Source organism: Isoptericola sp. NPDC060185 (assembly GCF_042728595.1).
Classification (GTDB): Bacteria; Actinomycetota; Actinomycetes; order Actinomycetales; family Cellulomonadaceae; genus Isoptericola.
The window spans coordinates 13,634-27,420 of record NZ_JBHWYY010000005.1; the positions used below are offsets into that span (position 1 = coordinate 13,634).

The following is a 13,787-nucleotide window of genomic DNA, read 5'->3' on the forward strand; positions in this document are numbered from 1 at the left end:
TAGACGACGACGCCTCCGTCGTCCTCAGCGTCCCGCGAGCACGTGCGCCAGGTCCGTGTGCGCGTCGTGGCAGACGGAGACGAGCCACCCGACGGGCGTCGTCGCCCGCGCCTGCACCAGGGTCTCCGGGTCGACGGCGCGCCGCCCGAGCACCGCGAGCCGGCGCTGCCACGCCGCCTCGACGTCGTCCGGGACCGGGCGCGCCGCCAGCCGCTCGGCCGTGCGGCGCAGCTCGCGTTCGACCCGCGTGTTCGTCCCCGACGCGCGCTGCGGCCGACGTGGCGGCGCGGCCGGCCCGCGACGACGCGCCCGGTCGCAGCGCAGCGCGATCCCGGCCGCGAGCGCCACGGCCGCCGCGGTCGCGGGGACCCACCACGCCAGGTCGGCCGCGGTGAAGCCCCGGCCGTCGCCCGTGCCGACCGCCGCGCGGTAGATCAGGAGCGCGGCCGCCAGCCCGCCGACGGTCACGGCGAACGTCTCGCCGACGACGGCGGCCTCCCGGTCCGGCACGCGCAGCGCGAGGCCGACGAGCAGCGCGGGGACCGCCACCCACGCCGCGACCAGCGCGAGCGAGGCGGCGTCCTCCGGCTGGATGAAGGCGTTCTTGCGTCCCGGCGGGGCGAACATCGGCGCCAGCACCAGCACCGCCAGGAGCCCGACACCGAGCACCGTGCCCCACACGGCCCGGTACGCCGTCGAGCGGCGGCGCGCGCTCCGCTCGGCGGGCGACGGCTCGGGCAGCGGCTCTGGCTCACGTGCCGTCCGCACCATGTGCCGACGGCGGCGGTGCAGGTCGCGCAGGTCGTCGAACCACGCGGCGTCGAACCACGCGGCGTCCGACCGCGCGGCGCCCGATCGACCCGCACCCGACCGCAGCACGGCCACCGCCTCGCGGGCCACGGCCCGCACGCTCGGCTCGTCCCCTGCCGGGGCCACGAGCGCGGTCACAGGGCGGCTCGGGTCGCCGCGGCCACGCGCCGTCGGGGCGGGTCCAGGTGCACCGGGTCACGGTACCGGCGGTCACGACGTCAGGATCGCCACGCTCCCCGCGGGGTGCGTTGCCACCGAGCTGGCCGCGCTGGACAGTTGCCTCGTCCACGCACCCCCGCGCAGCGTCGCGCCCGGTGCGTCGTCACCGTCGACCGACTCACGACCGAGAGGGACCACGCATGTCCGAGGACACCACGCCTACCCCACCGCCGCGCAGCACGAGGGCCGCGAAGGTGACCGCGTGGGCCGCCGCCGTCGCCGCGGTGGCCACGCTGACGATCCTCGCCTTCCAGTTCTTCACGATCCGCACGCTCGCCTCGGTCCCGCCCGAGGGCCACATGAGCCAGGCGCTGAAGGAGGCGCTCTGCGTCCCGTACGTGAACGGGGTGCTCGAGCTGTCGGCGCAGGGCTACTCGGAGGCGCAGATCTACGACGTGTACCAGGAGATGGCGGCCCCGGCGGACCCCACCGACCCGAACGCGTACATCTTCATGTCCGACGAGTCCCCGTCGTTCGCGATGGAGACGTGCGGCACCCCGGGCGAGATCATCGACACGGCGAAGGCCGCCGCGACGAAGTAGCCGCCGCGTTCAGCCTGGGCGAATCATCCGGTGGCTGGCAGGATCGACCCCATGCACGAACGCGCGGGGATGCCGGCCCAGGACAGCGACCTCATCGACGTCGACCAGGTGGTGGGCGCGTACTACGACCTTGTGCCCGACGTCGCGGACCCGGCCCAGCAGGTGGTGTTCGGCACGTCCGGCCACCGGGGCTCCAGCCTGGACACGGCGTTCAACGAGGCGCACATCGCGGCGATCACGCAGGCGATCGTGGAGTACCGGGCGTCGCAGGGCACGGACGGGCCGCTGTTCATCGGCCGCGACACGCACGCGCTGTCGCTGCCGGCGTGGCAGACGGCGCTGGAGGTGCTGGCGGCCGCGGGCGTCACCGTCATGGTGGACGCGCGCGACTCGTTCACGCCCACGCCGGCGGTGTCGCAGTCGATCCTCATCCACAACGGCGCGACGACGGGCGACGGCGTGCGCACCACGGGCCCGGGGCTCGCGGACGGCATCGTCGTCACGCCGTCGCACAACCCGCCGCGCGACGGCGGCTTCAAGTACAACCCGCCGCACGGCGGCCCCGCCGGGTCCGAGGCCACGGGCTGGATCGCGGACCGCGCCAACGAGATCCTCCGCACCGGCGGGCTCGGGTCGGTGCGCCGCGTCGCGCTCGAGGACGCGCTCGCGGCCGACACCACGCACAAGCACGACTTCCTCACGACGTACGTCGACGACCTGCCGAACGTCGTCGACCTCGACGCGATCCGTTCCGCCGGCGTGCGCATCGGCGCGGACCCGTTGGGCGGCGCGTCGGTGGAGTACTGGGGCGCGATCGGCGAGCGGTACGACCTCGACCTCACCGTGGTGAACCCGCAGGTGGACCCGCGCTGGTCGTTCATGACGCTCGACTGGGACGGCAAGATCCGCATGGACTGCAGCTCCCCGTACGCGATGGCGTCGCTGGTGGAGCGCATGCAGGGCGACGCGCCGTTCGACGTCGCGACCGGCAACGACGCGGACTCCGACCGGCACGGCATCGTCACCCCCGACGCGGGCCTCATGAACCCGAACCACTACCTGGCCGTCGCGATCGAGTATCTGTACGGCGGCGCGCGCCCCGGCTGGCCCGAGGGTGCCGCGATCGGCAAGACGCTCGTGTCGTCGGCGCTGATCGACCGGGTCGCGGCCGGCCTGGGCCGGCGCCTGGTCGAGGTGCCGGTGGGCTTCAAGTGGTTCGTGCCCGGCCTGCTGGACGGCGAGGTCGGGTTCGGCGGCGAGGAGTCGGCGGGGGCGTCGTTCCTGCGCCGCGACGGCCGCGTGTGGTCCACCGACAAGGACGGCCTGCTGCTGGCCCTGCTCGCGTCGGAGATCATCGCGACCACCGGCCGCACCCCGTCGGAGCACCACGCCGACCTCGTCGCCCGCCACGGCGAGTCCTGGTACGCCCGCGTGGACGCGCCCGCGTCGCGCGAGCAGAAGGCGCGCCTGTCCGCCCTCTCCCCTGACGAGGTGACCTCGACGACCCTCGCCGGGCAGGACATCACCGCGACGCTCACGGAGGCGCCCGGCAACGGCGCCACCATCGGCGGCCTCAAGGTGACCACCTCCGACGCGTGGTTCGCCGCCCGCCCGTCGGGCACGGAGGACGTGTACAAGATCTACGCCGAGTCGTTCGTGTCGGCCGACCACCTCGCCGAGGTGCAGGCCTCCGCCAAGGAGCTCGTGGACGGCGCGCTCGGCGACGCCTGACCCCTTCCTGAGTACCGCCCGTACGGGCGGCGTCCGCATCGCGGTCGGAATTTGATTTCAGCAGGCAACGTTTTTATGTTTGCTCCCCGCAACCGATCAGGGAGTGGGCGAGCATGCCTGAGCACGCACGGTACGAGGAGCTCCAGCGACAGCTGCGGGCCGTCGGCGTCGTCAAGCGCACCATCGTGCGGAACCTGCCGCACGACTGCCCGGTCGGGCCGACCGCCGTGCTGTCGACGCTGCGCCGCCGGGGGCCGATGCGCCTGACCGCGCTCGCCGACCAGCTCTGGATCGACCTGTCCGTCACCAGCCGGCACGTGTCCCACGCCGTCGACCAGGGCTGGGTCGAACGCACGCGCGACCCCGACGACGGGCGGTCGTGGATCGCCAGCCTCACCCCCACCGGGCTGGAGAAGCTCGAGCAGATCGTCGCGCGCACGTCCCGCCTGTTCGCCGAGCGGATGGACGACTGGGACGGCGAGGAGATCGACCGGCTCGTCGGGCTCATGGCCCGCCTGCACGGCAGCTTCGCCGACTGCCCGACGGCGCCCCGCGGCGCCGTCCCCGCCCGGGCCTGACTCCCGCCCCGAGCACGACCCGCGAGCCCGAGCATCCTCGGACCGCAGCATCCTGAGAGGACCTTCATGGCATCGACCACGACGGCGGCGCCCGCGCACGCCAAGCGCGGTGGGCGCACCGACCACCAGCCCGGGGTCTCGATGAGCCACCGGCAGATCCTGGAGGCCTTGTCGGGCCTCATGCTGGGCATGTTCGTCGCGATCCTGTCCTCGACGATCGTCTCGAACGCCCTGCCGGAGGTCATCGCCGAGCTCGGCGGCGGCCAGTCGGCCTACACCTGGGTGGTCACGGCGTCGCTGCTGTCGATGACGGCCACCACCCCGCTGTGGGGCAAGCTCGCCGACCTGTTCAGCAAGAAGGTGCTGGTCCAGGTCGCGCTGGTGATCTTCGTGCTCGCCTCCGCGGCCGCCGGGCTCGCCCAGTCCGCCGAGTGGCTCATCGTCTGCCGCGTGTTCCAGGGCATCGGCACCGGCGGCCTGTCGGCGCTGGCGCAGATCGTCATGGCGACGATGATCGCCCCGCGCGAGCGCGGCCGGTACTCCGGGTACCTCGGCGCCACGTTCGCCGTCGCGACCGTGGGCGGCCCGCTGCTCGGCGGCGTCATCACGGACACCGACTGGCTCGGCTGGCGCTGGTGCTTCTACGTGGGCGTGCCGTTCGCGCTCGTCGCGCTGGTCGTGCTGCAGAAGACCCTGCACCTGCCGGTCGTGAAGCGCGACAACGTGAAGATCGACTGGGGCGGCGCGTTCCTCTCCACCGCCGCCGTCTGCCTGCTGCTCCTGTGGGTCACGTTCGCGGGCGACAAGTACGACTGGAACTCCTGGCAGACGTACGCGATGACGGGCGGCGCGCTCGTCCTCGTGCTGCTGTTCGTGCTGGTCGAGTCGAAGGTCTCCCAGCCGATCATCCCCATGCGGCTGTTCCGCAACCGCACGGTGGCGCTGTCCTCCGTGGCGTCGCTCTTCGTGGGCGTGGCGATGTTCGCCGGCACCATTTTCTTCAGCCAGTACTTCCAGCTGGCGCGCGACCAGTCCCCCACGATGGCCGGCGTCATGACCATCCCGATGATCGGCGGCCTGTTCGTCTCGTCGACGGCGTCGGGCCTCATCATCACCCGCACCGGCCGGTGGAAGGGCTGGCTCGTCTCCGGTGCCCTGCTGCTGACCGCCGGGCTCGGGCTGCTGAGCACCATCCGCTACGACACCGAGTACTGGCACGTCGCCGTCTTCATGGCCGTGATGGGCATCGGCGTCGGCATGATGATGCAGAACCTCGTGCTCTGCACGCAGAACCAGGTGGCCCCCACGGACCTCGGCTCCGCCAGCTCCCTCGTCACCTTCTTCCGCTCGCTCGGCGGCGCCATCGGCGTCTCCGCGCTCGGCGCCGTCCTCGCGCACCGGATCCCCGACTACGTCGCGGACGGGCTCGCGACGCTCGGCCCGAAGGCCGCCGGCGCGGCCCAGGGCGCCGCCGGCGGCTCCGGCGAGATCCCGGACATGGACCAGGTGCCCGAGCCGCTGCGCGGCATCCTCGAGAGCGCGTACGGGCACGGCATCGCGGACGTCTTCCTCATCGGCGCGTGCGCCGCCCTCGTCGCCTTCCTGCTCGTGGTCTTCATCAAGGAGGTCCCGCTGCAGACCAAGGGCGCGATGGCGCAGTCCGCCGCCGAGGAGGCGGCGTCGGAGGCGGAGGCCGACGCGGACACCGAGCAGTACGTCCCGGAGCTCGTCGCGGTCGGTGCCGAGCCGACGGCCCGGCGGGCCGCATCGACGGCGGACGTCGCGCCCGTCGGCGACGGCGACGGCCCGGGCGTCACCGTGCACGGTGGTGTCTCCGTGCACGGCAGTGTCTCCGTGCACGGCAGTGTCCGCGGGGCCGAGGGCGCGCCGCTGCCACAGGCGGCCCTCACCCTCATCTCGCTGGGCGGGCGCCAGCTCGGCCTGGCCATCGCGCGGTCCGACGGCGCGTACTCCGTCGACGCCCCCGGCGCCGGCACGTACGTGCTCATCGCGTCGGCCGACGGGTTCCAGCCGCAGGCGTCGACGATCGTCGTCGGCTCCGTCCCGCTGGCCCACGACGTGCTGCTCAGCGGCACCAGCGGCCTGCGCGGCGTCGTGCGCGGCGCGGACCAGCAGCCCGTCGCGGGCGCGATGGTGCTGGTCACCGACGTGCGCGGCGACCTGCAGGCGAGCGTCACCACGGCCGAGGACGGCACGTTCGCGCTCGAGGAGCTCGTGCCGGGCCCGGTCACCGTCGCGGTCAACGCCGCCGGCTTCCGCCCCCGGGCGCTGCCCGTCGAGGTGGGCGCCACCGGCGTCACCCGCGTCGAGGTGGAGCTCGCGGCGGGCGCCCGGGTGACCGGCGTCGTGCGCGCCCCGCACGGCCCGCTGGCGGACGCCCGCGTGACGCTCGTCGACGCGGCGGGCAACGTCGCCGGCACGGCCACGACCGGGACGGACGGCGCCTACGCGTTCGCCGACCTGGACGGCGGCGAGTACACCGTCATCGCGACGGGCTACCCGCCGGCGGCGACGGCGCTGAGCCTCACCGGCGCGGGCGTCGAGGGCCACGACATCGACCTCGCCCACCCCGCAGAGTGAGCGTGAGCGAGCAGGTGACCGGGATGCTGACCGCGACGGTCCGGACGCGTGACGGGTGGGCCGTGCCGCACGCCGTCGTCACGCTGACGGACGCCGCCGGCGCGCAGGTGCTGCGTGCTGACGCGGACGACGACGGCGCGGTGCGCGGCGAGGCCGCGCTGACGCCCGGCGCGTACGTCGCGATCGTCACCGCGGTGGGCTACGCGCCCGCCGCGACGTCGACGATCGTCACCGCCGCGGGGCGCGCCGCCCTCGGCACCGTGACCCTGGCCCGGCAGGGCGGCACGGAACTGCCGCCGCCCGGGCCGTGGACGATCGACCCGGCGCACTCGTCGGTGACGGCCGTGGCCCAGCACCTGGGCATCTCCAGCGTGCGGGGCCGGTTCACGGAGCTCGCCGGCCGCATCGACGTCGCCCCCGGCGACGTCTCGCGCTCCGGCGTGGCCGCCGTGATCGCCGCGGCGTCCATCGACACCGGCAACGCCTACCGCGACGGCCACCTGCGGTCCCCGGACTTCCTCGACGTGGAGCGGTACGAGCACATCACGTACCGCTCCGCCGGCCTGACTCCCGTCGCGGACGGCCGCTGGACCGTGCACGGCGAGCTCACCCTGCACGGCCGCGCGCACCCCGTCGACCTGGACCTCACCTATCTGGGCACCGGCGCCGACGCCCAGGGCGTGGTGCGCGCGGCCTTCCGCGCCACGACCGAGCTGCGCCGGGACGCGTTCGCCATCCGGTACAACGAGGTGGCCGCCGCCGGCGTCGCCATCGTCGGCACCACCCTCAAGGTGGAGCTGGAGATCCAGGCCGCGCAGGGCGACACGCTCCCCGGCTGACACGGATGATCTAGGCGAGCCCGCACGAGCCTCCGCGCGCTATGTCGGGTCGGCCCCGTCCAGGTCCTCCAGCTCGGCGACGAGCGTGCTGTGCTCGGCGTCCCGCCGGATCGCGGCCCCGAGGGCGCGCGCCGAGCGCGCGTACGACGGGTCGTCGAGCACCCGACGGACCGCGCCCGCGAACCGCGCCGACGACGCCGTGCGCGGCAGCCGCACCGCCGCCCCGCGCAGCGTGACGCGGACGGCGTTGTCCGCCTGGTCGCGCCCGTGCGGGACGACGACGGCCGGCAGGTCGGCCGCGAGCGCCTTGAGCAGGGTGCCGTGCCCGCCGTGGGTCACGACGGCCGCGGCCTCGCGCATCGCCCTCGCGTGAGGTGCCGCCGCGACGACCGTGACGTCCGGCGCCGCACGGAGCGACGACGGCGCCACGGCGGGGCCGGTCGTGACGAGGCCGCGCACGGGCAGCGTCGCGAGCCCGTCGACGACCCGCTGCAGCACGCCGACGTGGTCCTGGAACGTCGACGACATGGCGACCAGGACGAGCGGGCCGTCGCCGGGCGGCGGCGACCAGTCGTCGTCGGCCCAGGACGGGTCGTCGAGAACCGGGCCGACGTACCGTGCGTTCGGGGGGAGCACCGCGGGCAGGTCGAACGCCGGGCTCGTCATGACCAGCTGGCGCCGCGCGCGGTGCACCAGCTCCCACGAGTGCGCGACGGGCCCGACGCCGAGCTCGGCGCGCAGGGCGTTGAGCCGCGCCAGCGAGTAGCGGTCGAGCCCGGCGACGCTCAAGCGCCGCACGGCCGCGTCCCGTGCCCTGCCCAGGGGGCCGCGCGCGGGGGCCAGGCCCATCCCCATCGGCGTCGACCCGGGCGTGGGCGCTGCGTAGATGTTGGGCATGAGGACGTCGAACGGGACGCCGCGCGACTCGGCCGCGATCATCGCGCCGAAGGCGAAGATCGACGCGACCACGAGGTCCGGCCGGTCGGCGTCGATCGCCGCGGCGACGTCGCGCGCGTGCCCGGGCGCGGGCCCGGCGATCGCGCGGTCCCCCATGAGGCGCGCCTGCGCGAGCGGGCTGCGGCGCTCCCAGTCCCGGAGCGGGTCGTGCGCCGGGTCGCGGTCCGGGCGGTTGGGCCCGTGCTCCCACCGGGCGACGGTGGCTCCGGTGGCGCGCGCCTCGGGGAGCATCGAGTCCTCCACCAGGACCGTCACCCGGTGGCCGCGCTCCACGAGCCGTCGCGCGGCGCCGAGCTCGGGCGGCACCGTCCCGCCGCCGTCGGTCAGCGCGAAGAGGTACGTGTGCGGCATCCGAGCCCCCGGGGGTCGTGCGGAGGGTGGGCGACGTGCTCAGGCTCCACGGTAGGACGGCCGACGGCCGCCCACACCGCCGCCGCCCACACCGCCGCCGCCCACACCGCCGCCGTACACACAACCACGGCCCCGACCGCCGCCGCTCACTCGCAGGCGACCCCGTCCCCGTCGCGATCGATCCGTGACGAGTAGCCCGGGTCGCCGCGGTGCACCGGCGCCGCGCCGGCGGCCCGCGCCTCGGTGCAGTTCGCGAACGGCCCGCTCGCGGTGTCTTCGGAGGCGGTGTCTTCGGAGGCGGCGTCGTCCGAAGCGGGTTCGTCAGACGTCGCGTCGACCCGCGGCGCCAGGCTGCCGGCGGGCAGCGGCTCGTCGGGGCAGCGCGCGAGCACCGACTCGATGGCGTCGTGCTCGGCCTGCGTGACCCACAGCGCGTACGCCTGCTTCACGGCCACCTGCCGCGCCACGTACTGGCAGCGGAACGCCTTGCTCGGCGGCAGCCAGGTCGCGGCGTCGCCGTCGCCCTTGCCCGCGTTGGTGGGGCCGTCGGCGGCGAGCAGGTTCAGCGGGTCGTTCGCGAGCCGACGTCGCACCTCGCCGTCGAGCTGCTGCGCGCCCTTCTGCCAGGCGTCCGACAGCGCGACGACGTGGTCGATCTGCACCGCGGTGGACGTGGTCTGCCCGCGGCGGAAGTCGATGGTCCGGCCCGTGTACGGGTCGGCGAGCACGCCGCTCAGCACGATGCAGTCGTGGGTGCCCGGGTCGGTGACGGTGCGCCGCAGGTCGCGCGCCAGGATGTCGTTGCGGGTGTCGCAGCCGTTGTGGTCGACGTCGGCCCACGCCGGGCCGAACTGGTCGCGGGTGTAGCCGGTCTTGGGCGCGCGGCCCTTCACCGGCAGGGTGTCGAGCGCGGCGAGGGCGGTGCCCGAGGCTGCGGTCGCCGCGCCGTCCGGGGTCGGCGCGGACGTCGCGGCGGGCTCCTCGGCTCCGGGCCGTTCTGCGCCGGGCTGTGCTGCGCCGGGCTGGTCGACGCCGGGACCGTCGAGCCCCGTGGACGCGGGGTCGAGGCCCCCCGCGCACGCGCCGAGCAGGAGCGCGACCGAGGCGCCGAGCGCGGCGACCCCGCCGCGGCGCACGAAGGAACGGGGCGCGAGAGCGCGTCGCGACGGGCCCCGTCGCGACACGGAGGTCCCGGCCCTCACCGGGCGGGGTGCGCGAGCAGGTCGGCGTGCTCGGGGTGCCGCTGCACGTAGGCCTTGATGAACGGGCACAGCGGCACGATCTTCTCGCCCGCCTCCCGCACCTGGGCGAGCGCGCCGGCGGCGAGCTGCGACCCGATCCCCTGCCCCTCGAACGCCGGGTCGACCTCCGTGTGCGTGAAGACGACCACCCCCGCCGACCCGTCCCCCGCCGACCCGTCGCCGTCGGTCCGCTCGTAGTAGGCGCCGCCGGCGGTGCGGCCGTCGTCCAGCCGGGCGAGGAAGACCTGCTGGTCGCGGTCGTCGACCACGGTGACATGGGTCGGGGAGTCGTTCATGGCCCCCATCCTGGACGCCGACCCCGACATCTGTCGCCTCCCCCGCCGCCAGGCGCGGCGCTCAGCTCGGCCGGGCCTCCTGCGCGCCGCCGTCGGGCAGGAGGCGGTGCAGGAGCGGCTTGTTGACCCGCTCGGTGAAGAAGTCGATGAGCGGGCCGGCGAAGAACGCCGTCATCACGGTGCCCACGCCGACCGGCCCGCCGAACGCGATCGCCAGCCCGACGAACGCGAGGTCCTGGACCACCCGGATGACGCGGTAGCGCACACCGGTGCGGTCGACGATTATCGGCGCGATCGCGTCGTAGGGCGCCGTGCCGATGCCGGCCGTCATGTACGCCGACGCCCCGGCCGTGAACAGCACGATCCCGACCAGGAACAGCACGCCCTGCAGCAGCAGGCCCGGCGGGTCGGGCAGCACGGGGCCGAGCAGCGCGCTGAACCACTGCACGAAGAACCCGACCATCACCATGTTGATGACCGTGCCGAGGCCCACGTAGCGCCGCCCCCAGACCAGGACCGGCACGAGGAGCACCGCGTTCACGGCGAGCTGGTAGGGGCCGAGCCCGACGCCGAGGCGCGTGCTCACCCCGATGTTGGCGGACGTGAACGGGTCGACCCCGACGTGCGCGCCGAGCAGCACCGCCGACCCGAGGGCGAGGAGCGCGACGCCGCCGAGCGCCCAGGCGGCGCGCGGGGCGAGGTACGCCGCCTCGGCGCGCACGCTGGTCGTCATGCTCGGCACGGTAGGCGCTGCGGTGCCGCCGCGCGCGACGGGGGAAGCGCCCGCACGACGCTGCCGACGTCGTCGGGGAGTGGGAGAATCCGGCGGTGACCCTGCCCGTCCCCGAGAGCTCCGACGCGGCGTCGGGGACCCGGAACCCCAACCCGTACCTCGACGTCCTGCGCGTGCCCGGCGCCGCCCGCTTCTCGGCCGCGGGCGTCGTCGCCCGGCTGCCGATGTCGATGGTCGGCATCAGCACCGTGCTGATGGTGCAGACCTTGTACGGCTCCTACGCGATGGCAGGCCGCGTCTCCGCGGTGCTCGTGGTGGCGCAGGCGATCGTGTCGCCGCAGATCGCGCGCATCGTGGACCGGCGCGGGCAGGCGCGCGTGATGACGCCCCTGCTCGTCGCGACCACGATCGGGCTGCTCGGGCTGGTCCTGGCGGCGGTCGCGGGCGCGCCGGAGTGGGTGCTGTGGGTGCTGGCCGCCGTCGGCGGGGCGTCGCAGGGCTCGTACGGGTCGCTCGTGCGGGCGCGGTGGTCGCGCGCCCTGGACGACCCGAAGCGGCTGCACACCGCGTACTCGCTGGAGGCCGCCCTCGACGAGCTGGTCTTCATCGTCGGGCCGGTCGTCGCGACCACCCTCGCGACGACGGTCGCACCCTCCGGCGGCCTGCTCGTGGCCGCGATCGTGGGCGGCGGCGGGGCGGCGTGGTTCCTCAGCCAGCGCGCCACGGAGCCGCCCGCGGGGCGCGTCGCCGTCCCGGCGGACGGCGAGCACGTGGGGACGGTCGCGCACCCGGACGCCGTCGCCCTCGACCACCGCTCCGCGATCCGGATGGCGGGCATGCCCGTGCTGGCCGTCGTCTTCGTCGCGATGGGCGTCATGTTCGGCTCGAGCGACGTGGCGACGGTCGCGTTCGCGGAGGAGCAGGGCGTCAAGGGCATGGCCGGGCTGGTGCTGGCGTGCTTCGCGCTCGGCTCGATGATCTCCGGCCTGGCGTACGGGGCGCGGCACTGGGTGTCGCCGCTGTCCACGCGGTTCACGGTGGGCGCCTGCGCGATCGCCGTCGGCGTCTCCATGTTCTTCCTCGTGCACCACATCGCCGTGCTGGCGGTGGTGATGTTCGTGACCGGGTTCGCCATCGCGCCCACGCTCGTCAACGGGAACGCGCTGGTGCAGGCGCTGGTGGCGCCGCACCAGCTCACCGAGGGGCTCACCTGGGTGGGCACGTCGCTCGGCGTCGGCGTCTCGCTGGGGTCGTGGCTCGCGGGCGTCGCGATCGACGCCGTGGACTCGCACGCCGGCTTCCTCGTCACGATGTCGGGCGGCTGGCTGTGCGCCATCCTCGCCGTCCTCGCGCTGCCGGGGATGCGGCGACGGCGGCCCTACACCGCGACCGTCTGACGGCTCGTCCGGGGGTGCCGGCTCAGGGCTCCGGGTGGTGCGCGTCGTAGCGCCAGAAGCGGGGCTGCAGCCGCACGACGAGCCACAGCACCGCGATGCACGCCAGGCCTCCGACGACGGCCGCCCAGCCCTCGCCGAACCACGTGGCCTCGGTGCCCAGCACCATCTCGCCGAGCCGCGGGCCGCCCGCGACCACCACGATGAACACGCCCTGCAGGCGCCCGCGCATGTGGTCGGGCGTCGCGGTCTGCAGGATCGACTGGCGAAACACCGACGAGATCGCGTCGGAGCCGCCCGCGAGCAGCAGCGCCACCCCGGCCAGGACGACGGCGCCCCACAGCACGCCGTCGGGCGCCCCGGGGCCGACGGCCACGAGGACCGCGCCGAACAGCGCCACGCACATGCCCCACGCGGTGATCGCCCACACGATGATGCGGCCCTGCCACCGCACGCGGACCAGCGCGCCGGAGAAGACGCTCGCGAGGATGCCGCCGACAGCGAACCCGGCGGCGAGGACGCCCGTCGTCGTCGCCCCGCCGCCCAGGTACAGCGCGCCCGCCGCCGGCCACAGCACGCGGGGGAAGGCGAGCACCATCGCCGCCAGGTCGACGACGAACGTCGTGCGGACGTTGGGCCGCGTCGCGAGGTAGCGCAGGCCGTCGAGCACCGAGCCCAGCCCGACCACCCGCCGCCGGGGCGGTGCCGACGACGTCTCGGTCCCGTCGGCGGCGTCCAGCGCGTCCTCCGGCGGCACCGCCGGCAGCCGCCACACGGCCCACAGCGCCGCCGTGAACAGCAGCACGTCCAGCGTGTACGCGACGCCGTACCCGCCCCAGCCCACGAGCGTCGCGCCGATCAGCGGCCCGCCCGTGAGCGCCACGTTCATCGACAGGGTCTGCAGCGCATTGGCCGCCGGCATGAGCTGCGGCTCCAGCAGCCGCGGCACGATCGACGTGCGCGCCGGGTTGTTGATGGCGAACGCCGCCGACTGCAGCGCCACCAGTCCGTACAGCAGGTTCACCGACCCGACGTCGAGCCACGCCTGCGCCGCGATGCCCGCCGTCACCAGCCACAGCACCGACGACGCGAGCAGCGACACCCGCCGCCGGTCGTAGTGGTCCACCAGCGCCCCGCCGTACAGGCCGAGCGCCACCAGCGGCACCAGGGCCGCGATGCCGAGCGTGCCCACGGCCAGCGTGCTGCCCGTGAGCGCGTAGACCTGCAGGCCCACCGCGACCACCGTGACCTGCGTGCCGATGTTCGACACGCCCAGACCCCACCACAGCCGCCGGAACGCCGGGGAGACGCGCAACGGCGTGAGGTCGGCGATCAGGCGGGGCACGGTCAACCAGGGTAGGCGTGCGCGGGGTCGATGGTGTGCGGGTCGATGGTGTGCGGGGTCGATGGTGTGCGGGGTCGATGGTGTGCGGGGTCGATGGTGTGCGGGGTCGATGTGTTCCGCGGGCGGCCCCGGACGGGTCTGCCGTGCTCC

Annotated in this window: 12 protein-coding genes; 6 read left to right on the forward strand and 6 right to left on the reverse strand. The window is 74.8% G+C overall.

The genetic code is table 11. The features are described 5' to 3' along the window. Positions 1 to 24: 24 nt before the first annotated feature. Positions 25 to 948 (reverse strand): hypothetical protein, encoded by a 924-nt coding sequence (locus ACFWDO_RS03195; protein ID WP_380317513.1) that lies wholly within the window; start codon positions 946 to 948, stop codon positions 25 to 27. A gap of 221 nt (positions 949 to 1,169) precedes the next feature. Between ACFWDO_RS03195 and ACFWDO_RS03200 the strand changes: the two genes are divergently transcribed. The 5 genes from ACFWDO_RS03200 (at position 1,170) to ACFWDO_RS03220 (ending at position 7,320) form a co-directional block, all read left to right on the forward strand. Then, positions 1,170 to 1,571 carry a hypothetical protein gene (locus ACFWDO_RS03200; protein WP_380317510.1) on the forward strand — a complete coding sequence of 134 codons (402 nt, stop codon included), beginning with the start codon at positions 1,170 to 1,172 and terminating at the stop codon, positions 1,569 to 1,571. A gap of 51 nt (positions 1,572 to 1,622) precedes the next feature. Further along, positions 1,623 to 3,302, forward strand: coding sequence for a phosphoglucomutase (alpha-D-glucose-1,6-bisphosphate-dependent) (gene pgm, locus ACFWDO_RS03205; RefSeq protein ID WP_380317507.1), 1,680 nt, complete (start codon positions 1,623 to 1,625; stop codon positions 3,300 to 3,302). A gap of 113 nt (positions 3,303 to 3,415) precedes the next feature. After that, complete coding sequence (locus ACFWDO_RS03210) at positions 3,416 to 3,880, forward strand: MarR family winged helix-turn-helix transcriptional regulator (protein WP_380317504.1); 465 nt, start codon at positions 3,416 to 3,418, stop codon at positions 3,878 to 3,880. A 66-nt stretch (positions 3,881 to 3,946) separates the two neighbouring features. Beyond that, on the forward strand, positions 3,947 to 6,481 hold the full coding sequence (locus ACFWDO_RS03215; RefSeq protein WP_380317501.1) for an MFS transporter: 2,535 nt from the start codon (positions 3,947 to 3,949) through the stop codon (positions 6,479 to 6,481). A 2-nt stretch (positions 6,482 to 6,483) separates the two neighbouring features. Beyond that, positions 6,484 to 7,320, forward strand: coding sequence for a YceI family protein (locus ACFWDO_RS03220; RefSeq protein WP_380317498.1), 837 nt, complete (start codon positions 6,484 to 6,486; stop codon positions 7,318 to 7,320). Between the two features lie 39 nt (positions 7,321 to 7,359). Here ACFWDO_RS03220 and ACFWDO_RS03225 read toward each other — a convergent pair whose 3' ends face one another. The 4 genes from ACFWDO_RS03225 to ACFWDO_RS03240 all read right to left on the reverse strand — a co-directional run bounded on the left by ACFWDO_RS03225 (position 7,360) and on the right by ACFWDO_RS03240 (position 10,898). Further along, complete coding sequence (locus ACFWDO_RS03225) at positions 7,360 to 8,628, reverse strand: glycosyltransferase (protein WP_380317495.1); 1,269 nt, start codon at positions 8,626 to 8,628, stop codon at positions 7,360 to 7,362. 146 nt (positions 8,629 to 8,774) lie between these two features. Continuing rightward, on the reverse strand, positions 8,775 to 9,764 hold the full coding sequence (locus ACFWDO_RS03230; protein ID WP_380317492.1) for a DUF1524 domain-containing protein: 990 nt from the start codon (positions 9,762 to 9,764) through the stop codon (positions 8,775 to 8,777). Positions 9,765 to 9,826: 62 nt separating this feature from the next. Next, a complete protein-coding gene (locus tag ACFWDO_RS03235) occupies positions 9,827 to 10,165 on the reverse strand; it encodes a GNAT family N-acetyltransferase (RefSeq protein WP_380317489.1) in 339 nt (112 codons plus the stop codon). Between the two features lie 61 nt (positions 10,166 to 10,226). Then, the gene (locus ACFWDO_RS03240) at positions 10,227 to 10,898 is read right to left on the reverse strand and encodes a YitT family protein (RefSeq protein WP_380317486.1); all 672 of its coding nucleotides are present in this window, start codon (positions 10,896 to 10,898) and stop codon (positions 10,227 to 10,229) included. A 95-nt stretch (positions 10,899 to 10,993) separates the two neighbouring features. On the opposite strand from ACFWDO_RS03240, the gene ACFWDO_RS03245 reads away from it, so the two are divergent. After that, positions 10,994 to 12,295, forward strand: coding sequence for an MFS transporter (locus ACFWDO_RS03245; protein WP_380317483.1), 1,302 nt, complete (start codon positions 10,994 to 10,996; stop codon positions 12,293 to 12,295). Positions 12,296 to 12,317: 22 nt separating this feature from the next. On the opposite strand, the gene ACFWDO_RS03250 is transcribed toward ACFWDO_RS03245, so the two are convergent. Then, complete coding sequence (locus ACFWDO_RS03250; RefSeq protein WP_380317480.1) at positions 12,318 to 13,637, reverse strand: MFS transporter; 1,320 nt, start codon at positions 13,635 to 13,637, stop codon at positions 12,318 to 12,320. Positions 13,638 to 13,787 lie beyond the last annotated feature (150 nt).